The 20,339-nt window shown below is 65.8% G+C and carries 22 protein-coding genes; 10 read left to right on the forward strand and 12 right to left on the reverse strand.

Features of this window, described 5'->3' with window-relative positions:
• Positions 1-34 precede the first annotated feature (34 nt).
• Together U5760_RS22330 and U5760_RS22335 are read left to right on the forward strand one after the other, a co-directional pair.
• A complete protein-coding gene (locus U5760_RS22330; protein WP_322014471.1) occupies positions 35-700 on the forward strand; it encodes a chorismate--pyruvate lyase family protein in 666 nt (221 codons plus the stop codon).
• A 19-nt stretch (positions 701-719) separates the two neighbouring features.
• A complete protein-coding gene (locus tag U5760_RS22335; RefSeq protein ID WP_322014472.1) occupies positions 720-1,235 on the forward strand; it encodes a DNA-deoxyinosine glycosylase in 516 nt (171 codons plus the stop codon).
• 45 nt (positions 1,236-1,280) lie between these two features.
• Here the strand turns inward: U5760_RS22335 and U5760_RS22340 are convergent, their stop codons facing one another.
• The 3 genes from U5760_RS22340 to U5760_RS22350 form a co-directional block, all read right to left on the reverse strand.
• Positions 1,281-2,183, reverse strand: coding sequence for a hypothetical protein (locus tag U5760_RS22340; protein WP_322014473.1), 903 nt, complete (start codon positions 2,181-2,183; stop codon positions 1,281-1,283).
• A 287-nt stretch (positions 2,184-2,470) separates the two neighbouring features.
• A complete protein-coding gene (locus U5760_RS22345; protein WP_322014474.1) occupies positions 2,471-2,794 on the reverse strand; it encodes a helix-turn-helix transcriptional regulator in 324 nt (107 codons plus the stop codon).
• The gene (locus U5760_RS22350) at positions 2,791-3,153 is read right to left on the reverse strand and encodes a type II toxin-antitoxin system RelE/ParE family toxin (RefSeq protein WP_322014475.1); all 363 of its coding nucleotides are present in this window, start codon (positions 3,151-3,153) and stop codon (positions 2,791-2,793) included. Before U5760_RS22350 ends, U5760_RS22345 begins: the two co-directional genes overlap by 4 nt.
• A gap of 400 nt (positions 3,154-3,553) precedes the next feature.
• Between U5760_RS22350 and U5760_RS22355 the strand changes: the two genes are divergently transcribed.
• From U5760_RS22355 to U5760_RS22375, 5 genes are all read left to right on the forward strand, one after another.
• Positions 3,554-4,174, forward strand: coding sequence for an energy transducer TonB (locus tag U5760_RS22355; protein ID WP_322014476.1), 621 nt, complete (start codon positions 3,554-3,556; stop codon positions 4,172-4,174).
• Between the two features lie 106 nt (positions 4,175-4,280).
• Entirely contained in the window at positions 4,281-5,267 is a 987-nt protein-coding gene (locus U5760_RS22360) for a spermidine synthase (RefSeq protein ID WP_322014477.1), read from the forward strand.
• Positions 5,268-5,565: 298 nt separating this feature from the next.
• Positions 5,566-5,802, forward strand: a complete 237-nt coding sequence (locus U5760_RS22365; RefSeq protein ID WP_322014478.1) for a DUF3311 domain-containing protein — start codon at positions 5,566-5,568, stop codon at positions 5,800-5,802.
• Positions 5,799-7,349: a monocarboxylate uptake permease MctP gene (gene mctP, locus U5760_RS22370; RefSeq protein ID WP_322014479.1), complete on the forward strand. Its 1,551-nt coding sequence runs from the start codon at positions 5,799-5,801 to the stop codon at positions 7,347-7,349. The genes U5760_RS22365 and mctP overlap by 4 nt, the downstream gene beginning before the upstream one ends.
• A gap of 150 nt (positions 7,350-7,499) precedes the next feature.
• A complete protein-coding gene (locus tag U5760_RS22375; protein WP_322014480.1) occupies positions 7,500-8,714 on the forward strand; it encodes an FUSC family protein in 1,215 nt (404 codons plus the stop codon).
• A gap of 50 nt (positions 8,715-8,764) precedes the next feature.
• Here the strand turns inward: U5760_RS22375 and U5760_RS22380 are convergent, their stop codons facing one another.
• The 5 genes from U5760_RS22380 to U5760_RS22400 form a co-directional block, all read right to left on the reverse strand.
• Positions 8,765-9,196 carry a VOC family protein gene (locus U5760_RS22380; RefSeq protein ID WP_322014481.1) on the reverse strand — a complete coding sequence of 144 codons (432 nt, stop codon included), beginning with the start codon at positions 9,194-9,196 and terminating at the stop codon, positions 8,765-8,767.
• Between the two features lie 227 nt (positions 9,197-9,423).
• The gene (gene tal / locus U5760_RS22385; RefSeq protein ID WP_322014482.1) at positions 9,424-10,383 is read right to left on the reverse strand and encodes a transaldolase; all 960 of its coding nucleotides are present in this window, start codon (positions 10,381-10,383) and stop codon (positions 9,424-9,426) included.
• A 225-nt stretch (positions 10,384-10,608) separates the two neighbouring features.
• Complete coding sequence (locus U5760_RS22390) at positions 10,609-11,832, reverse strand: benzoate/H(+) symporter BenE family transporter (RefSeq protein WP_322014483.1); 1,224 nt, start codon at positions 11,830-11,832, stop codon at positions 10,609-10,611.
• A 121-nt stretch (positions 11,833-11,953) separates the two neighbouring features.
• The gene (locus U5760_RS22395; protein WP_322014484.1) at positions 11,954-13,126 is read right to left on the reverse strand and encodes a VWA domain-containing protein; all 1,173 of its coding nucleotides are present in this window, start codon (positions 13,124-13,126) and stop codon (positions 11,954-11,956) included.
• Positions 13,127-13,190: 64 nt separating this feature from the next.
• Positions 13,191-14,042 carry a MoxR family ATPase gene (locus U5760_RS22400; protein ID WP_322014485.1) on the reverse strand — a complete coding sequence of 284 codons (852 nt, stop codon included), beginning with the start codon at positions 14,040-14,042 and terminating at the stop codon, positions 13,191-13,193.
• A 445-nt stretch (positions 14,043-14,487) separates the two neighbouring features.
• On the opposite strand from U5760_RS22400, the gene U5760_RS22405 reads away from it, so the two are divergent.
• Together U5760_RS22405 and U5760_RS22410 are read left to right on the forward strand one after the other, a co-directional pair.
• Positions 14,488-14,853 (forward strand): cytochrome c, encoded by a 366-nt coding sequence (locus U5760_RS22405; protein WP_322014486.1) that lies wholly within the window; start codon positions 14,488-14,490, stop codon positions 14,851-14,853.
• 117 nt (positions 14,854-14,970) lie between these two features.
• The gene (locus tag U5760_RS22410) at positions 14,971-15,378 is read left to right on the forward strand and encodes a cytochrome c (protein ID WP_322014487.1); all 408 of its coding nucleotides are present in this window, start codon (positions 14,971-14,973) and stop codon (positions 15,376-15,378) included.
• A gap of 128 nt (positions 15,379-15,506) precedes the next feature.
• Here U5760_RS22410 and U5760_RS22415 read toward each other — a convergent pair whose 3' ends face one another.
• From U5760_RS22415 to rsxB, 3 genes are all read right to left on the reverse strand, one after another.
• The gene (locus tag U5760_RS22415) at positions 15,507-15,941 is read right to left on the reverse strand and encodes a DUF1841 family protein (protein ID WP_322014488.1); all 435 of its coding nucleotides are present in this window, start codon (positions 15,939-15,941) and stop codon (positions 15,507-15,509) included.
• Positions 15,942-16,028: 87 nt separating this feature from the next.
• Positions 16,029-16,673, reverse strand: coding sequence for an endonuclease III (gene nth / locus U5760_RS22420; protein ID WP_322014489.1), 645 nt, complete (start codon positions 16,671-16,673; stop codon positions 16,029-16,031).
• Positions 16,674-16,775: 102 nt separating this feature from the next.
• Positions 16,776-17,648 carry an electron transport complex subunit RsxB gene (gene rsxB / locus U5760_RS22425; RefSeq protein ID WP_322014490.1) on the reverse strand — a complete coding sequence of 291 codons (873 nt, stop codon included), beginning with the start codon at positions 17,646-17,648 and terminating at the stop codon, positions 16,776-16,778.
• Between the two features lie 501 nt (positions 17,649-18,149).
• Between rsxB and U5760_RS22430 the strand changes: the two genes are divergently transcribed.
• Positions 18,150-18,782: a TetR family transcriptional regulator gene (locus tag U5760_RS22430; protein WP_322014491.1), complete on the forward strand. Its 633-nt coding sequence runs from the start codon at positions 18,150-18,152 to the stop codon at positions 18,780-18,782.
• 129 nt (positions 18,783-18,911) lie between these two features.
• On the opposite strand, the gene U5760_RS22435 is transcribed toward U5760_RS22430, so the two are convergent.
• Positions 18,912-20,192: a polyhydroxyalkanoate depolymerase gene (locus U5760_RS22435; RefSeq protein WP_322014492.1), complete on the reverse strand. Its 1,281-nt coding sequence runs from the start codon at positions 20,190-20,192 to the stop codon at positions 18,912-18,914.
• Positions 20,193-20,339 lie beyond the last annotated feature (147 nt).

Genomic DNA, 20,339 nt, shown 5'->3' on the forward strand with positions numbered 1-20,339 from the left:
CGCCGCGACGGGGGTGCGGCCTATAATGCGCGCCATGTCTACCCGATTCGATGCCGCCGACGCGCACTGGCGCGCCGCCCCCCTGCCGGCCTTCAGTGCCGATCAGAAAGACTGGCTCACGCGCGGCGGTTCGCTGACTGCGCATCTGCGCGCGTTGGGCAAGGTCGAGGTACGTGTCACGCGCGAGGCCGTGGACCTGCCCTGGCCCGACGAGCGCACGGCGCTCGCGCGCGCGCCGCGCGAACGGGCGTGGGTGCGCGAGATCGCACTCGTCGTCGACGGCGTGCCGTTCGTGGCCGCGCACAGCGCGACGCCGCTCGGCGCGAGCCACGGCATCTGGCGGGCGATGCGCAGCCTGCGCACGCGGCCGCTCGCGGAACTGCTCTATAGCGACAGCGGCGTGGCGCGCTCGGCGCTCGTGAGCCGGCGCGTGAGTGCGCGGCATGCGCTCTATGCGCTCGCGGCGAGGCAAACGGCGGGACAGGCGCCGCACGCGTTCGTCGCGCGCCGCTCTGTGTTCGAGCGGCACGGTGCACCGCTACTCGTCACCGAATGCTTTCTGCCCGCGCTGTGGGCGCATCTCGAAGGGACTGCGGCAGCGGGTTCGCGTGCCGTTCATTCCGGGCGCGAGCGTGGGCCGCTCGACCATACGGCGTCGCGTGCACATGGGGTGCAGCGCGAGCATGCCGCGCCGCGCTGAGATCGCACGGATTTCGGCCATGACGTTCAAACGTTCTTTTCCGCCGGTGGTCGATGCGCAGACGCGCGTGCTGATCCTGGGGAGCCTGCCGGGGGAGGCGTCGCTCGCGCAGCAGCAGTATTACGCGCACAAGCAGAACCGCTTCTGGCATCTGGTCGGCGATGTGATCGGCGAGGACCTGCCTGCAATGGCCTATGCCGATCGCCTGCAGGCGCTGCTCGCGCATCGCATCGGACTGTGGGACGTGGTGGCGCAGGCGCGGCGGACAGGCAGCCTCGACGGCAATATCCGCGACCATTCGGGCAACGACCTCGTGACGCTGACCGACGGCTTGCCGCAACTCGGGTCCATCGCTTTCAACGGCGGCACGGCCGCGCGTATCGGCGAGCGCATCCTGGCGGCGCACGCGAGACGCTATCGCGTGGAGCGGTTGCCCTCCAGCAGTCCTGCTTATGCGGGGATGCCATACGCGGCAAAACTCGCGCAGTGGCACGTGCTGCGCGAGTGTCTCGCAGACGGCGGGAGAGGGCGTTAGCTGCCGCCATTTTCCGCGGCCGTGGTCCCGAGGCGCTTCGTCGCGTCAGAGCGTGAGGGCTGCCTTCACCGATTGCACCGCCGCTGCGTTGAGGTAGAGGTAGAAGTCCTGCGGTGCGGTGCTGCCGGCGTAGAGCGTCTGGAGCACGGTGCCGTCGCGAATGAGGACTGCACTGTAGATCTGCCCGTTGAGCGCGAAGTACACACGATACTCGGTCGTCGGCGAATTGATCGCCGCCGTCGAAACCCAGGCCTGGACACCCGCCAGCGTAACGATCTGGCCATCGCTCAGGTTGTACGTCCTGCCGTCCGCCGAACTCGCATAAGGAAAGAACGCGGACAGCGTGGTCGTCGTCGTGGAGCACGGCGTTACGTTCGTGCCCGTCGTTGCCGGAGCGGCGCAATCGCCAACCAGGACCGTATCCCCGACGATGTGCCGCGTCGACTTCATATAGGCGGCACCGGACTGCCAGGTGGCCGAGTGGTTGTACAGCGAGTTTCCGTTGATCGTATTGGTGAGGATGCCTAATGCACTGGCAGTGAACAGCTCCGAAGGCGAATTCGCGATGGTGCCCGAGAGCGGCACGATGGTGTAGCTCGTTCCCTGCAGCGTTTCTACGACCGTTTGATTGTCGGCTGCAAGGTACGTTGCCTGGATGTTCGGTCCGTTGTAGCTGATCTGCACCTGATGCGAAGCCGGTGAAAAGACGATTGCGCCGTTGAGCAGATAGCGCTGGCCGTCGAGCGTGGGTACGGACAGGCTCGGTGCCAACGAGGAGTCGGTGGTGGTCATCCACTGCGGCCCGGCGGAAGCCGGGCTTTGCGGGATGCTCGAATCCTCGGTGAACAGATAGCTGCCGGAGCCGACCGTGACGGCCCCCGTGGAACTGGTGGAAAACGCGAGCCGCGCCCCGGCGACGAAGTGAGCGCCACCGTTGCTTGCCAGCATGAGGCTTTCGTAATTCTGCTGCGCCGCGCTTAAACTGGTTGCGGACGCATTCGAAGAACTATTGCCGGATCCGCCGCCGCACGCGGAAAGCAGCAGCGCGCCGGCGAATGCCACAGGCAGTGTGAATGATGCTGTGATTGATGCGTTGAGTGATGCTGAAGCGGCCCGTCTCGTCGTTTTGTTGTTAGTCATGGGATATCCACGGCTGTAGTTGTTTTGTAAGAGATCGCGCAGTGCTGCGCAATCGAAGCCGCAGAATAGCCTGGTTTGGGCGACGACGATTCACGTCACGCCGCGAACACCACCTCGATATGTCCTTGCACCTCAGCATGGCGATCCGGGCCTACAACAATGCGCACGTCGCGCCCGAGCCTCGCGAGGCATTCCAGCATCTTCGTTTCGCTGATGCCGCGGAACTGTCCGCGCAGCATGTTCGACAGCTTCGGTTGCGTCATGCCCAGTACTTGCGCCGCTTCCCGCTGAGTCCAGTTTCGCGCGTCGACGATCTCCCGGATCTTGGTCGCGAGTTGCGCCTTGACGAGCATTTCCTCGGCGCCGGGCAAGTCCAGATCGGCATAGACGTTGCCACTGCCGCGTTCGATTTCAGTCATGCCATTTCTCCTTTCGCATGCGCTTCGGCTGTCTTGATCCGCTCACAGATCCGGTCCATGTCGGGCCTGGGTGTCGCCATGCCGCAAGTCGACTTCTTCTGGAAACAGTGCAGCACATAGACGGCATTGCGCAGTTTCACCGTGTAGACCGCGCGATAGGTGCCGTTTTCCGTGGACTCGACGACTTCGAGCACACCGGCCGACCCGAAGCCCTTCAACGGCTTGGCCTGATCGTGCTTTGCGCCCGTCTGCGCCAGATACAGCGCGTAGCCGAACGTGTCCTGTACTGCCTCGGGCATCGCCTGCAAGTCCTTGCGCGCTGACCCGAGCCAGTAGAGGGGTTTGAGGTACGGTTCCATAAGTATTTTATATCCATTTGGATATAATTCAAGGGGTGTGTCAAAAAAACCGCGACAGAGGCAAACCAGATGCGGACAACGATGCGCAGGCGCCAGCGAACAAGGCTCGAAAGAAATCCTAAGTAATGCTGATTTTTCCAACGGCTATCGGATTGCGTCGGGGAAAAGGCGATATCGCAATCAATACTTGGCGTCCGCTCTGTATTGTTTGCGCCGTGAGAGCTTTGCGAAAAGTCGGCCTTTTGGCCTGATTGGTGGTGGCGCGCGCGGTCAACTGAAGACTTCGCGCCACGGCGTAAGCCCGCTGCAAACCCGGCGCGCTAGCATGGGTGCGTGGCGGGAGAGGGCTCGCCACCAGGCGAGCCGCACACGCGCCCAACGCACTGGAGCTGCCATTGCCATGAAGAACAACGAGAACAATAAGAGGGGCCGTTCGCTCGCAGTTTTGAGCACAACGGCATTCGCTGTCGCTTTAGCCGCATTGGGAGGCTGTGCGAGCAGCCAGCCGCCTCCCCGTGCCGCTCCCACGCCTACGGCCAATACGCCCGAACTGCCGCCGCCGCAAACCGTCACGAGCCACTGTCTCGCGCGAGTCGCCACGCCGGGCTTCGCGCCGCCGACCGAATCGACCTTGAGCGGCACGCAATGGGAGCGTTACGTGAGCTGCCGGCTCGGCAGCAACATGGTCGTCGCGAGCGCGAGCGTGAGCGGCAACCCCGAGGCGGTCGTCTCGATGACGCTTACCGCCTCCGGCACGGTCGATACCGTGAGGCTCCTGCGCTCGAGCGGCAACGCTGCCTGGGACGAAGCCGTCGAGCGCGCGATCGGCGCCGCTGCGCCGTTTCCGCCGGCGCCCTCGACGCTGCATGTGGGGCGCGTCGAGATGCGGTTCAGGCCGGGGCCGCCGCGGGCGGGTGTCGCGGCGATCGGCGGGACGAATGCGGGGATGGGGCTCGAGGGCGGCAGCCACTGGAGCGTGCACCATTGCACGACGATAGGCAGCGCGACCGCGTGCAACTGATGCCGAGGCGCATACCCTGCGCGTCTTGAGCGGGCGCGAGCCGCCGCGAATGCTATGCTTTCGTTCGCCCGGGAAACCGCCTCCTCTTCAGTACGACATTCTCCACATGACGACTTTGATCAAACGCGCCTCGGCCGAGGCGCGCGCATTCCGCACGGCCCCTAACGACGCCGATGCCCGAACGGACGCCGCCAGCGAGGCCGAATCTGCCGCCGCGCCGCGCGCGAAGGCCGCCGGCAGGGCGAGCGAGGCGAAGGCCGCAGCCCGTGCGCGCCGCGCCGCCGCCGATCTCGACGACGCCCCGGTCATCGAGGCTCCGCGCAAGCCGCGTTTCGCGCCGGTGACTTTCTCCGAAGAGGACGGCGTGCGCTATCTGCATTTCGGCACCGAGTGGGTGCAGGGTGCGATGCGCCTGAAGAAGCCGCATCACATCGAACTCGAATACGCGCAGCAGATGATGGCCTGGCTGCTGTTCCTTGCCACTCCCAAACGTATCGTGCAACTCGGCCTCGGCGCCGCGTCGCTCACGAAGTTCGCGCATCAATATCTGCGTCCCGCGAAGGTCGAGGCCATCGAGCTGAATCCGGCCGTCGTGGTGGCCGCGCGCACGATGTTCGACCTGCCGTACGACCACGCGCGCCTTGCCGTGCGCGAACTCGACGCTTGGGACTTCGTGAACGACCGCGCGAACCACGGCACGATCGGCGCGCTGCAGATCGACGTGTACGATGCAACCGCGCGCGGTCCGGTGCTCGACAGCGTCGCGTTCTATCGCGCAGCCCGCGCGTGCCTGACCGATGCCGGCATCGCGACGATCAACCTGTTCGGCGATCATCCGAGCTTCGTGCGCAACATGAAGCGCCTGAACGAGGCCTTCGAAGGCCGCGTGATTGCGCTGCCCGAGGTGCACGACGGCAACCGCATCGCTCTGGCGTTCTCGGGCCCGGCGCTCGAGGTCACGTGGGCCGCGCTGGAAAAGCGCGCGCGCGTCATCGAAACCCGTCTCGGCCTGCCCGCGCATCAGTGGGTGAAGGCGCTGCGCGAATCGAGCGGCCAGGGTGGCCCGAGCGACCAGAGCACGTTCTCGATCTGAGCGCGCTCGTGCCCGGCCGCAGCAAGGGCGCCGGGCCATGAGCCACCCTCCCGGAAGCCGGCTATTGCCGGCTTTTTTTGCGCCTGCCGCTTGCGAGTCGTACGGGCGCAAGCGCGTCGTGGTACTGTCGGCCCGTGACAGTCGCGCCAGGATTGGGGTCGCCCCTGTCTTGACCGCCTGGCGCGCGCTCGCTACTCTTTTTGTCGCTTTCGGGGACCTTGCGGGCTATCCGCCCACTCGGCCATAGAACGCCCCAAAGGGGCGGCTCGCAAATCACTATAAGGAAAAAGGAGACGTCATGGCTCACGACGCCGACGCCGGCAAAGGAAGCCGGCACTGGCTGTGGCTGCTGGTGCTGCCCTGGATTGCGATGATCTGGGTGCCGTCGTACAACAAGGTCGAGCCCACGCTGTGGGATTTCCCGTTCTTCTACTGGTATCAGCTCGCCTGGGTTCTGATCAGCGCCGTGATTACCGCGCTCGTCTATCACAAGACGAAGAACCGCAATCGGGGCGGTGCAGGGGGCGCGCAATGAACCTCACCGCGACCTTTGTCTTTGTCCTGTTCTTCATCGGCGTCACGATTCTCGGCTTCGTCGCCGCGCACTGGCGCAAGGGCGACCTGGCTCATCTCGACGAATGGGGCCTCGGCGGCCGCCGCTTCGGCACCGTCGTCACCTGGTTCCTGCTGGGCGGCGACCTCTACACGGCCTATACCTTCGTGGCGGTGCCGGCGCTCGTGTTCGGCGCGGGCGCAACGGGTTTCTTCGCGCTGCCTTACACGATCCTGATCTACCCGTTCGCGTTCGTGGTGTTCCCCAAACTCTGGGCCATTGCCAAGCGCCATCGCTACGTGACCTCGGCCGACTTCGTGAGCGCGCGCTACGGCAGCCGCATGCTGGCGCTCGCGATCGCCGTGACGGGCATCGTCGCGACCATGCCGTACATCGCGCTGCAGCTCGTCGGGATCGAGGTGGTGATCGGCGCGCTCGGCTTCGACACGACCGGTTTCGTGGGCGACCTTCCGCTCATCATCGCGTTCGCGATTCTCGCGGCCTACACGTACACGTCGGGCCTGCGCGCGCCGGCGATGATCGCCGTCGTGAAGGATCTGCTGATCTACATCACGATTGCCGTCGCGATCATCGTGATTCCCGCGCAGATGGGCGGCTTCAGCCACATCTTCGGCGCGGTGCCGCCGGCGAAGCTGCTGCTCAAGGCCCCCGATGCCACGAGCCTGAACGGCTACAGCGCCTACGCGACGCTCGCGGTCGGCTCCGCGCTGGCACTGTTCCTGTATCCGCACTCGGTCACGGCGATTCTCTCGTCCTCGTCGGGCAACACCATCCGCCGCAATATGGCGATGCTGCCGGCGTACTCGCTCGTGCTCGGCCTGCTCGCGCTGCTCGGCTTCATGGCGCTCGCTTCGGGCGTGAAGGACATGCCCGAATACGCGCCGTACTTCAAGGCCTTCGGTCCGAACTTCGCGGTGCCGGCGCTGTTCCTGCACTTCTTCCCGCCGTGGTTCGTGGGTGTGGCGTTCGCTGCCATCGGCATCGGTGCGCTCGTGCCCGCCGCGATCATGTCGATTGCGGCCGCGAACCTGTACACGCGCAACATCCACAAGGAGTTCATCAACCGCAACATGAATCCCGAGCAGGAGACCAACATCGCCAAGATGGTCTCGCTGATCGTGAAAGTGGGCGCGGTGGCGTTCATCCTCGGGCTGCCGCTCACGTACGCGATCCAGCTGCAACTGCTGGGCGGCATCTGGATCATCCAGACGCTGCCGGCCATCGTGCTCGGTCTCTACACGCGCATGCTCGACTATCGCGGCCTGCTGCTCGGCTGGCTCGCCGGCATCGTGACCGGCACGTGGATGGCGATCTCGCTGAACCTCAAGGGCTCGACCTATGTGCTGCATCTGTTCGGCATGGATATTCCGGGCTATGCGGCGGTGTGGTCGCTGATCGTGAATATCGTGGTGGCGGTGGTGGTTTCCGCCCTCGTGCACGTGCTCGGCATGCAAAAGGGCGAAGACCGTACGCGCCCCGAGGACTATCTCGACGTCGTCGAGAGCTGAACGGCGGGGCGGCTGAGCCGCTGAGCCGCCTGTGGTGCCGATGCCCGCAACTTGCAGTTGCGGGCATTTGTTTTTCTGGTGCACGATGATCGTTGCGACGCCGCTGCAAATGGCGTTAGATCCCGATCGGCTCCCGTTCAAGCCCGCACCATGGCCCATTCCGAATCCGATAACGCCGCTGCCGCCGCGGCTACGCACCCAGGGCCGCCGCGCCGCGGCCGCTCGCGGCTCGCCCGCGTGTGGCGCGCGCTGGCTTCGCCGTATTACCGCTATCGCAACGCCCGGCTCATCCATAGCGTGCGCGTGGGGCTGGCGATGCTCGCCTCGATTCTCGCGACCACCGGCATCGACATTCCGCACGGCATCTGGTCGTCGGTGACGGTGCTGGTGGTGATCGGCGGCCTCCAGCATCAGGGCAATATCCGCAAGAAGGCCGCCGAGCGCTCGCTCGGCACGCTGCTCGGCGCGGGTATCGGGCTCACGCTCATCGTCGTGCAGTCCTTCACGCATTCGCTGTGGCTCACCTATGTCTTGATGTCGGTTGCCGCGGGCGTGTGCGCGTGGCATGCCATCGGCAAGCCCGCCTATGTGGCGCTGCTCACGGCGATCACGATGTGCATCGTCGCGGGCCACGGCGACAACCTGATCGATACGGGGCTCTGGCGCACGCTGAACGTGATGATCGGCATCGTGATCGCGCTGGTGTTTTCGTTCGCGCTGCCGCTGCACGCGACCTATTCGTGGCGCTACAGCCTCGCCGACAATCTGCGCGACTGCGCGCGCCTCTATGCGCGGATCGTGCGCGGCGAGCGCGTGGATGCCGACGAGCAGGTGCGTATTTTCATGCGCCTGAACAGCCGGCTCGTGCAGTTGCGCGCCCTGATGCCTTCGGTGTCCAAGGAGATCGACGTGCCCGTTGCACGGCTCGAACAGATCCAGCGGCTGCACCGCGCGCTCCTGAGCGCGCTGGAGATGATGTCGACAGGCATCGAGCACTGCGAGCAGCAGGTCGTGCGCCTGGCGTTTGCAGAAGGCGGGGCGGGGGTGCGCGAAGCGCTGCTCGGTACGGCGCGGGCGTTGCGTTTCGGCGGCGGGCGCCATCCAGAGGCGGCTGCGAGCGCATTGCGCCAGGCCGTGCGCAGTGCGATGGCGGCGGAGGAAGCCGAGGAGTCCACTCAGGCCGGTCATGGCGGGCTCGCGGCGCCGCCGCCCCGGCCGGCCGCAGGCCCGCTCGCCCCCGAGTTGCAGGGGCCGTACTGGCTCGGCCAGCGGGTGGAAGAGCAGGTCGAGCAGCTAAGCGCCTTGCTGCTCGACACCGAGCCGCGCTGGAATATCGAGCGCGCCACCCTGCATCGCGTGGTGTGACGCGTGCCGTTCGTGAACTTCGGCCCTTTTCGATTTGCGATGGACAGTGATCAGCCGGCGGGGCTCATCTCCGGTGGCGCGCTCACCATCCACGGCACGCCGAAGCGGTCGGTGAGCATGCCGAAGCCCGGCGACCAGAAGGTCTTCTGGAACGGCATCGTCACCTGGGCGCCCTGGGCGAGCGCGTTGAAGTAGCGTTCGGCGGTGGCGGCATCGGCGGCGGTCAGCGAGACGCTGAAGCCCGCGAACTGGCTGTTTTCCGTCATGCAGCCGCCATCGGACATCATGATCTGTGCGTCGCCGATCTGGAGCGTCGCGTGCATGACCTTGTCCGCGAGTTCGGGCGCGAGCGGCCGCGCCGGATCGGGCGGCGCGTCCTTGAAGCGCATCTTGAACAGTTCCTGCGCGCCGAGCGCTTCGCGATAGAACGCGATCGCCTCGTCGCAGGTGCCTTTGTAGAAGAGGTAGGGCTGGATTTGCATCGTCGGTTTCCTTGCGGACGGGATGACTGACCGGCCGAACCCGGGGCCGGATCGCGCGGCCTCGTGCGTGCCGCTGCCCAGATTCTAGGCGCGCGGTAGCGTGCCAGACGGTATTTGTGCGGCCAGGGTTTGCGAGTGCGCAGGCGGGAATGAGAAGTGCGGGCCGCGCCAGCCGGCGCGGCCTGGGACCCTGAACGGAAAGTCCGGGTTATAGCCTGGCGTGCCGCTTAGTGCGCGCGCAGTTCCTCGATCAGCTTTTCGAGCTTCACGGCGTCGGCGGCGAACGCGCGGATGCCTTCGGCGAGTTTTTCGGTCGCCATGGCGTCGTCGTTCACGAGGAAGCGGAACGACGACTCATCCACCGGCACGCGCTCGATCTGCGTGTCCTTGAACGCTTCCGGCGAAAGCTTGCGCTCGACCTTCTCGCTGCTGTCCTGGAGCTTTTGCAGCAGATCCGGGCTGATCGTGAGCAGGTCGCAGCCCGCGAGTTCGACGATCTGGCTGGTCGTGCGGAAGCTCGCGCCCATCACCTCGGTCTTGTAGTCGAACTTCTTGTAGTACGCGTAGATGCGGCGCACCGACTGCACGCCCGGGTCGTTCGCGCCGCCGTCCTTCGCTTCGTCCCAGTTCGGGCCCGCGGCCTTCTTGTACCAGTCGTAGATGCGGCCGACGAACGGCGAGATCAGCTGCGCGCCCGCGTCGGCACATGCTGCGGCCTGCGCAAGCGAGAACAGCAGCGTCATGTTGCAGTGGATGCCTTCCTTTTGCAGCGATTCGGCGGCGCGAATGCCTTCCCACGTCGAAGCGAGCTTGATCAGCACGCGCTCGCGAGCAATGCCGGCCGCCTTGTAGAGCTCGATGATGTGGTGGGCTTTGTCGATTGACTTCTGCGTGTCGAACGAGAGGCGCGCATCGACTTCGGTCGACACGCGGCCGGGGATGATCTTGAGGATTTCGGTGCCGAAGGCAATCAGCAGGTGGTCGATGATCGATTCCACCGATTCGCCCGCGTGATCGCGCACCGTTTTTTCGAGCAGCGGACGGTATTCGGCCTTCTGCACGGCCTTCAGGATCAGCGACGGATTGGTCGTGGCGTCCTGCGGCTTGTACTGGGCGAGCTGCTGGAAGTCGCCCGTATCGGCGACGACGGTGGTGTACTGCTTGAGCTGGTCGAGTGCGGTAGTCATGTCTGGCCTTGAGGGCGCACGGGCGCCGTGACGGTTGGGAGTGGAACGGCCGGGCGCCCGAAGGCGCCAGGGCGGAATGCGACGAAGGCGCTGCGGCGCTGCACCCGGCGCACGGATGCCGCGGGGCGGTGCAGGCGGGCGGCGCGGGCCGCGCGGGCCGGGCACGGGGCGCGGCGCTCAACTGTCATTTTATGGCGGATCGGCGGCCGTTGCGATGGCGGGTGCTCAGGCGCGCCTGGCATTGAGCACGAACTGCGTGAGCACGCCCGCGACGAGGCCCCAGAAAGCCGCGCCGATCGAGAGCAGGGTGAGGCCGGAGGCGGTCACCATGAAGGTGACGAGCGCGGCCTCGCGCTGCTTCGGATCCTGCATCGCGTTGGTGAGGCCGCTCATGATCGAGCCGAAGAGGGCGAGCGCGGCGATCGAGACGACGAGCGCCTTCGGGAACGCGGCGAAGAGCGCGGCGATGGTCGCGCCGAAGATGCCGGCGATCAGATAGAACACGCCGCACCACACGGCCGCCATATAGCGCTTCGCGCGGTCCTCGTGCGCGTGCGAGCCCGTGCAGATGGCGGCCGTGATCGCCGCGAGGTTCACGCCGTGCGAGCCGAACGGCGCGAGCAGGAGCGAGGCGAGGCCCGTGGTCGCGATGAGCGGCGAGGAGGGCGCGACGGTGTGGTCGTAGCCGTCGGCGCGCAGCACGGCGATGCCGGGCACGTTCTGCGAAGCCATGGCGACCACGAAGAGCGGAATGCCGATGCTGACAATGGCGGAAACCGAGAACGCCGGCACCGTGAAGACGGGTTTCGCCACGGCCACGCGGAAATGGCTGAAATCGAGCAGCCCGAGCGCGGCCGCGGCGATGATACCCACTCCGAGCGTCGCGACGATTGCATAACGCGGCACGGCGCGCTTGAAGACGAGGTAGCCGAGGAACATCGTGAGCACGAGCGGCGTCTGATACTGGGCCGCGTGAAAGATCTCGATGCCGATCTCGAACAGGATGCCCGCGAGCAGCGCGGCCGCGATCCCGGCCGGAATGCGCTTCATCAGCGTGTCGAACCAGCCGGTGAGGCCGACGGCCGTGAGCAGCAGCGCGCAGACGATATAGGCGCCGATGGCTTCGGCGTAAGGCACGTGCGGCAGCGAGCTGACGAGCAGCGCGGCGCCGGGCGTGGACCACGCGACGACGATGGGCACGCGGAACCAGAGCGAAAGGCCGATGGTGCTCACAGCCATGCCGATCGAAAGCGCCCAGATCCACGAGGAGATTTGCGCGTCGGTCAGATGCGCGGCCTGGCCGGCCTGGAACATCAGCACGAGCGAACTCGTGTAGCCCGTCATCATCGCGACGAAGCCCGCGACCACCGTCGAGATCGACGTGTCGGCAAAGGGTCGCAGCGGCCCCGGGCGTAAAGTCCGCAGGTCGGGCGATGCAGGGGCGGTCATGCTGGAAGTCTCCTCTTGATACGCTGTTTTTACGTTGTCGTTGTGACGGCGCTTCTGCGCGCGCCTCATCTCGTGCTTATGTGCCCGTGCGCCTGCGTGGGGGGCGTGGATGTATCGCGCGTTACTTGCTCAGCGTGCGCATGGCCGTTTCGAGCCCCGCGATCGTGAGCGGATACATGCGATGGCCCAGAATCTCGCGGATGACGGATACCGACTGCCGGTATTCCCAGAGCCGTTCGGGCTCGGGATTGAGCCACGCGAAGTGCGGGAAGTGGTCGGCGAAGCGGCGCAGCCAGACGGCGCCCGCCTCGGGGTTGTTGTATTCGACCGAGCCGCCCGGCTGCAGCACTTCGTAGGGGCTCATGGTGGCGTCGCCCACGAAGATCAGCTTGTAGTCGGGCGTGAACTTGTGCAGCAGATCCCACGTGGGCGTGCGCTCGGCATGGCGGCGGCGGTTGTTCTTCCACAGGTAGTCGTAGACGCAGTTGTGGAAGTAGTAGAACTCGAGGTGCTTGAACTCGGCCTTCGCTGCCGAAAAGAGTTCTTCGGTGCGCTTGATGTGGTCGTCCATCGAACCGCCCACGTCGAGCAGCATCAGCACCTTCACGTTGTTGTGCCGCTCCGGGACCATCTTGAGATCGAGCCAGCCCGCGTTGGCGGCGGTGCTGCGGATCGTGTCCGGCAGATCGAGTTCTTCGTGGGCGCCTTCGCGCGCGAAGCGGCGCAGCCGCCGCAGGGCCACCTTGATGTTGCGCGTGCCGATCTCGACCTGGTCGTCGTAGTCGCGGTAGGCGCGCGCGTCCCACACCTTCACGGCGCTGCGCTGGCCGCCTTCACCGCCGATGCGGATGCCCTCGGGGTTGTCGCCGCCGTTGCCGAAGGGCGAAGTGCCGCCCGTGCCGATCCAGCGGCTGCCGCCTTCGTGGCGCTCCTTCTGCTCCTCGAAGAGCTCCTTCAGGCGCTCCATGAGCTTGTCGAGTCCGCCCATCGCCTCGATCTGCGCGCGCTGCTCGGGCGTGAAGTCGCGCTCGAGCCGTTTCTTGAGCCAGTCCTCGGGGATGTCGAAGGCGAGCTCCGACTTCTTCTCCATGCCGCGGAAATACGCGCCGAAAGCCTGATCGAAGCGGTCGAAGTACTGCTCGTCTTTCACGAGCGTCATGCGCGCGAGGTAGTAGAAATCGTCGAGCGACGGCGCGATCACGCGCTCCTTGAGCGCTTCGACGAGCGTGAGGTACTCCTTCACGGAAACCGGCAGCTTCGCGTCGCGCAGCGTGTAGAAAAAGTCGATCAGCATGCGGGGTCTCCGGGCTCGCGGCGCGTAGGGCGCGCGAGCTTGTACGAGTCGCGCGCGCGGCGCTCTAGCGGTTGTGGCGGTTCATGTAGATGAGACGCTCGAAGAGCGTCATGTCCTGCTCGTTCTTGAGCAGCGCGCCCGCGAGCGGCGGCATGGACTTCTGGCCGCCGGCGGCGGCCAGCGCCTCGGGCGGAATCTCCTCGGCGAGCAGGAGCTTGAGCCAGTCGAGCAGTTCCGAGGTCGACGGCTTCTTCTTCAGCCCCGCCACGCCGCGCAGTTCGAAGAAACTCGTGAGCGCGGCGTTGAGCAGATCCTTGCGGATGCCCGGATAGTGCACCTCGACGATCTGCTGCATCGTGGCAGGCTCGGGAAAGCTGATGTAGTGGAAGAAGCAGCGGCGCAGGAAGGCGTCGGGCAATTCCTTCTCGTTGTTCGACGTGATGATCACGAGCGGGCGCTGCTTTGCCTTGATGAGCTCGCGCGTCTCGTACACGTAGAACTCCATGCGGTCGAGTTCGCGCAGCAGGTCGTTCGGGAATTCGATGTCGGCCTTGTCGATCTCGTCGATCAGCAGCACGCTTTGCTGCTCCGACTCGAACGCCTGCCACAGCACGCCTTTCACGATGTAGTTGCGGATGTCCTTCACGCGCTCGTCGCCGAGCTGCGAGTCGCGCAGGCGCGAAACCGCGTCGTATTCGTAGAGGCCCTGCTGCGCCTTCGTCGTCGATTTGATGTGCCACTGCATGAGCGGCATGTTCAGCGCGGCAGCCACTTCTTCGGCCAGCATGGTCTTGCCCGTGCCCGGCTCGCCCTTGATCAGCAAGGGACGCTTCAGCGTGATCGCGGCGTTGACCGCGAGCTTGAGGTCGTCGGTGGCGACGTACTGCGATGAGCCTTCGAAACGCGTGGCGCACATGGTGAACCGCTCACTGAAAAAAAACCCAGTATAAGTCAGATGGGATGTCGCGTCGGAGGCGCCTCGCGTATCGTTGGCGCCGGCCGAAGCTCTCCAGCCGGACGTCGCCAGCCGCGGAGGTCCGGTCGGCAGGGGCTGGCCGGAGGGCCAGGGCGCTCGGGGTCGGTCATGGCAGCCCCGGGGCACGCCGGGGCGCCGGGGCTCCGGTTCTGCCCTGGGTGCCGGCGCAACCGAGCCGGGCGGCCCGCGGTCGGTTACCAGGCACCCCCCGGGGAAGCCCGCCAGGCGTGGCGCGCTGTGTGGACGGGCCGCGCGGCGTCGCGGTACAATCGGTTCGATTTTTTTCGGCCAGCACGGCGACGCACAAGTACAACGGCAGTACAAACGGCGCAGGCTGCCGCCTGCGGTTCGGGCGTTCGAATCCCCTCAAGCCAGGTTGAGTGCTATGAAAAAAATTGTCGGCAGGCACGTCGTGGGCGCAGCGTTGACGGTGCTGGCGGGCTTCGCGGCCACGGCTCACGCGGATGTCGTGGGCAGCGCGAAGGCGGGCCAGTCCAAGGTGGCGATGTGTATCGGCTGTCATGGTATTCCCGACTATCGCACCGCCTACCCCGAGGTCTACCACGTACCGATCCTCGGCGGCCAGAACGCCCAGTACATCGCCAACGCCCTGCACAGCTACAAGAAGGGCGACCGACACTTCGAGACGATGCACGCGATCGCCGCTTCGCTTTCCGACCAGGATATCGCCGATATCGCGGCGTATTACTCGTCGCAGACGGCGGCATCGAAAAACAATCCCGATAAATAAGCGCCACCCGGCGGCAATCGATTGGCATGGGATCGCAAGGACCAACCGCGATCGACAGCTTTGCATGGGACGGGAGCAAGCGCTAAAGCGCCCACTCCGGCCTACAGAGGAGAATTCATGAACAAGCCCCATGAGGCCGTGCAATCCCGCAATGCCGGCGCTTTCGCCGCGCTCGCACGAGGTGCCGCCTGCGCCGCCGCGCTGGCCGCGACGTTCGCGCTGAATCCGGCGCATGCCGCCGACGCCTCCAACGGCAAGGTGCTCGCCGAGAGCCACAACTGCGCCGCCTGCCACGGCGTCGGGCTGAACAGCCCGGTGAGCCCCGAGTATCCGAAGCTCGCGGGCCAGCACGCCGACTACATCTACTGGGCGCTGCGCCAGTATCAGATGGGCACGGACAACCCGCATCTGGGCCGCAACAATCCGATCATGCAGGCGCAGGTGCAGAGTCTCTCGCAGAGCGATATGAAGGACCTGGCCGCCTATATCGAATCGCTCAAGGGCGATCTGGTCGACAAGAAGTGACGTCCTGACGTTTCACGCGCATGCGGCGCGCAGCCGCGCCGCATGCGGACGAAACCCCGCGAAAGCCCCGCCCGTCACCAACCGGGCGCGGCGATCGCGGGGTTTTTTTATGCGCGATGCCGTGCGCTTCAGTCGCGCGAGGCGCGCCGTTCGATGCGAGCCAGATAGGCGTCGGTATCGGGCGGCGTGTTGGTGCGCTGGGCTTCCCAGATCGTTTCGCCGAGGCACTCCATGATGGCGTGCTGCGCGTCGTGCGTGGAGCCGAGGCGCGCCGCGAGCCGGTCGTGCGCCGCGCGTATGCCGGGCGGCTGGTCGATCGAAAGCTGCTCGCTGATCGCGAGGTGCATCGAGAGGTGCAGGAAGGGATTGCTCTGGCCGCGCTCGGGCGAATAGTCCTGGGCGGCGGCGGTATCCGCATCGGCGAGCTCGCCGTGGTACTCGGGATGCTCGACGATCCAGTCGGCGGCAATCGCTTCGAGCGGCGTCAGGATTTCGCCCGCGCGTTGCTTGCGCCAGGTCTCGGTGAAAAAGCGGCGGACTTCGTCGCGGCTGGGATTGAACATCGTCGGTGGGGAATACGTGCGTTGCGAGCGCTCATTTTACGCCGCATTGCGTCGCAGGGCGGGCGGGGGTGGGGACGCGAGCGGCGCTCACAGATCGGGCGGCGGCGTCTTCGGCTTGAAGTCGCACAGCGGCTCGATCACGCACTGCCAGCACTCGGGTCGGCGCGCCTTGCAGACATAGCGGCCATGAAGGATCAGCCAGTGGTGCGCATCCTGGAGGAACTCGGGCGGCGTGAACTTTTCGAGTGCGGTTTCCACGGCGCGCACGTCCTTGCCGGGGGCGAGGCCCGTTCGGTTCGCAACCCGAAAGATATGCGTATCGACGGCGATGGTCGGCTGGCCGAAGGCCGTGTTGAGCACCACGTTCGCGGTCTTGCGGCCGACACCCGGCAAGCCTTCGAGCGCCTCGCGCGTTTGCGGGACTTCGCCGCCGTACTGCGCGAGCAGGATCTCGCAGGTCGAGATCACGTTCTTCGCCTTGGTGCGATAGAGGCCGATGGTCTTGATGAAGTCGGCCACGCGTTCCTCGCCCAGCCCGAGCAGTTTTTCGGGGGTATTCGCCACCGGAAACATCTTGCGCGTGGCCTTGTTGACCGACACGTCGGTGGCCTGCGCCGAGAGCATCACGGCGATCAGGAGTTCGAACGGCGTCTTGTATTCGAGCTCGGTGGTCGGATGCGGGTTGAGGCTTTGCAGCGTTTCGTAGATGGCCCGGCGCTTGGTCGCGTTCATGCTCGTGGTGGGGGTCGCTTGGTCGCTGGTTGAAGCCGCTCAGTGGGTTGGCTCAGTGAGGGCGTGGTGAGTTCGCGCAGTGAGTCCGCTCGGTGAGTCCGCTCATGCCGGCGTGTCGTCGTTCTTGTCCGCGGACGGGGTGCTGCCCGGGTCCACTGCGTTTTCGTCGATGCCGATGCGCCGGCGGCGCGCCTCGGCCGCGTCGATCTGCGACTGCACGTCGGCGCTCACGTTGTCGGTATTGCGCGGGCCTTCGCCGCGCCCGGCCATTTCGGCTTTCTTGCGGCGGGCGCGTTCGAGCGCGGCCTGGATGATGGCTTTCTTCTTCGCTTCGGCGTCGTCGGCGGCCGGGGCGCTCGCGGATTGTGCGGCTGCAGCAGATTCGGCCGGCTGCGCGGGCACTGCTGCTGCCGTTGCCGGCGCAGTCGCCGCCCGGCGCGCCGCTGCGCGCGCAACGGCCGCGTCGCGCTCGCCAGCGAGCCGGGCGAGACGACGGTCGTGGCGCACGCGCGCTGCGTCGGCCTGTTGCTGGGTCCAGGCGTCCCAGCCGGTGGCGTCGCCCGTCACGGGGATCATCGCGATGCAATCCACCGGGCAGGGCGGCACGCACAGGTCGCAGCCCGTGCACAGTGCCTCGACGATCGTGTGCATCTGCTTCGGAGCGCCGACGATCGCATCGACCGGGCAGGCCTGCATGCACAGCGTGCAGCCGATGCAGAGGTTTTCGTCGATGAAGGCAACCGGGCGCGCTCGCTCGACGCCGTTGACCGGGTTGATCGGAATGACCGGCTTGCCGAGCAAGGCGGCAAGGCGCGCCACGCCCTCGGCGCCGCCGGGCGGGCACTGGTTGTAGCTGGCGGTGCCGGCGGCGACGGCTTCGGCATAGGGCCGGCAGCCGTCGTAGCCGCACTTCGTGCATTGCGTCTGGGGCAGCAGATCTTCGATGCGATCTGCAAGTGTTTTGGAATCGTTCACGTTTGCTACGTCGGAGGGCTGGCCTTGCGCGGGGCGCCCGTGCGACCGGGGAGGGCCATCGCGGCGGGCGGCGCGGGCGGGGAGCCGAAGCCCGCATTATCGCCGATTTCCCGCATTGCCATTGGCGGGCCATGTGCCATAATCAAAGCGCTTAATTCGAAGTACGGCGTAAAAGTACGGCGTCGAACGAAGGCGTGGAACGACGGTGTCGAACCCGGGCATCGAAGAAGAGCATGCAAGCACAGCGCCGGGCACTGCAGGAAGGACGGCGAAAGCAAAGGTCGTGAGAGAGGGCATCGAAGCAGCGTGCTGCTTCGCGGCGCGATACACGGCATAAAACCGCATACAACAACAGCGAACGCAAGACCGTAGGATGAAGGGTGTCGGTCCATTAACCTGGCGCGCCCCGTTCAACGCTGCCGCCGAAAGGCGAAAAAACGGGCTAGGAGAGGCCCGGCAGCGCGATCCGGAACACGCGGCTTACCGAGCGATCCTGCCACCATGAATCAACCCAAAATCAAAAGAGATCCTGAAGGCACGCGCCGCCGCATCCTGCTGGCCGCGGCGGAAGAATTTGCCAATGGCGGACTGTTCGGCGCCCGCGTCGACCAGATTGCGCGCCGCGCGGAAACCAACGAGCGCATGCTTTATTACTACTTCGGCAGCAAGGAGCAGCTGTTCACCGCTGTTCTCGAGCACGCGTTCTGCGCGCTCACCGAAGCGGAACGCACGCTCGATTTCGCGGACCTGGCGCCCGTGGAGGCCATTACGCGGCTCGCGCATTTCGTGTGGGACTACTACCGCGACCACCCCGAGTTCCTGCGGCTCATCAACAACGAGAATCTGCATGAAGCCCGCTACATGCAGAAGTCCACGCGCATCCGCGAGATGATCTCGCCCGTCGTGGCGACGCTCGGCGCGATCCTCGCGCGCGGCGAATCGGCGGGACTGTTCCGCTCGAACATCGATCCGCTGCGGCTTTACGTGACGCTCTCCGGCATGGGCTACTACATCGTGTCGAACCGCTTCACGCTGGCCTCGACGCTCGGGCGCGACTTCAGCACGCCGGCCGAACGTGCCGAGATGATCCAGCTGAACACCGAGATGCTGCTCGCTTTCCTGATGCGCAAATAGTACGGGCAAGTACGGACAACCGCGGGCAAGCGCGGCCTACACCGCGGAAAAACGAAAGGCGCGCGCCGTGCATGACGGCGCGCGCCTTTCTTTCGTGGCTTGCGCGGGCTTCGAGCCGCTCGCGCGCGCTCAGGCGACTGCGCTTTCGCTCGCGTGCTGTCGTGTGGCCGGTTCGTGCTGACGAATGAAGTCGCGCAGTTGCGGATAGATGATGGTGCGCCAGCGACGGCCCGAGAAAATGCCGTAGTGGCCGCACTTTTCCGCGGTGAGATGATGCTTGTGCGCTTCGGGGATGCCCGTGCAGAGGTCGTGCGCCGCGCGCGTCTGGCCCGAGCCGGAGATGTCGTCCAGTTCGCCCTCGATCGTCAGCAGCGCCGTCTTGCGGATGTCCTGCGGGCGCACGCGCTCGCCGGCCACGTCCCACGTGCCCTCGGCGAGGCTGAACTCCTGGAACACGGTGCGGATGGTCTCGAGGTAGTACTCGGCGGCCATGTCGAGGACTGCGTTGTATTCGTCGTAGAACTGGCGGTGCGCTTCGGCGTCTTCCTCGTCGCCGCGCAACAGGCTCTTGTAGAAGTCCCAGTGCGAGGCCGCATGGCGCCCCGGATTCATCGCGACGAACCCCGTGTGCTGCAGGAAGCCCGGATACACCGCGCGCCCCTCGCCCGGATAGTTGGCCGGCACCGTGTGGATCACGTTGTTTTCAAACCATTCGAGCGAATGCTCGGTGGCGAGCGAGTTGACCGAGGTGGGGCTGCGGCGCGCGTCGATCGGGCCGCCCATCATCGTCATCGTGAGCGGGGTGTCTTCGCCGCGGCTTGCCATCAGCGAGATCGCCGCGAGCACCGGCACGGTGGGCTGGCACACCGAGATCACGTGCAGGTTGCGCGCGCCGATATGGCGGATGAAGTCCTGGATGTACGCGATGTAGTCGTCGAGGTGGAACGGGCCCGCTTCGAGCGGCACCATGCGCGCGTCGATCCAGTCGGTGATATAGACCTTGTGGTCCTGCAGCAGGGTGCGCACCGTGTCGCGCAGCAGCGTGGAGTGGTGGCCCGAAAGCGGGGCGCACAGCAGCACGACGGGCTCGTCCTTGAGCGTGGTGACGGCGTGGCTGTCGTCGGCGTAGCGCTTGAAGCGCAGCAGGCGGCAGAAGGGCTTTTCGACGATCGTTTGCTCGACGATCGGAATGTTGAAGCCGTCCTTCGTGATCTGGCGGATGTTGAACTCGGGCTTCTCGTAGTCCTTGCCGAGCCGGTAGAGCAGTTCGTAGCCGGCGGCGAGGCGCGTGGCGCCCGGCACCAGCGAAAACGGACTGGCGGGGTTCGAGAACGACTTCGAGGCCGCCTGGGCCCAGGCGGTCAGCGGGCTCAGCAACGCGCGCTGAAATTCACGGATTTGGTAGAGCATGGGTGCTCCAGCTTCATGGGGCGGTTCGCACCGGGGCGCACGCGCTTGGGGCGCGGTGTGGGATCGGGGCGGACGGGGTTGGACGGACAGTCAAAAAGAGTCAAAAAAAGGTCCGGGCGGACCCGCGCGCGCGACAAGTCTCGCAAG

The organism is Paraburkholderia sp. J12 (genome assembly GCF_905220215.1).
In the GTDB taxonomy this organism is placed as follows: domain Bacteria; phylum Pseudomonadota; class Gammaproteobacteria; order Burkholderiales; family Burkholderiaceae; genus Paraburkholderia.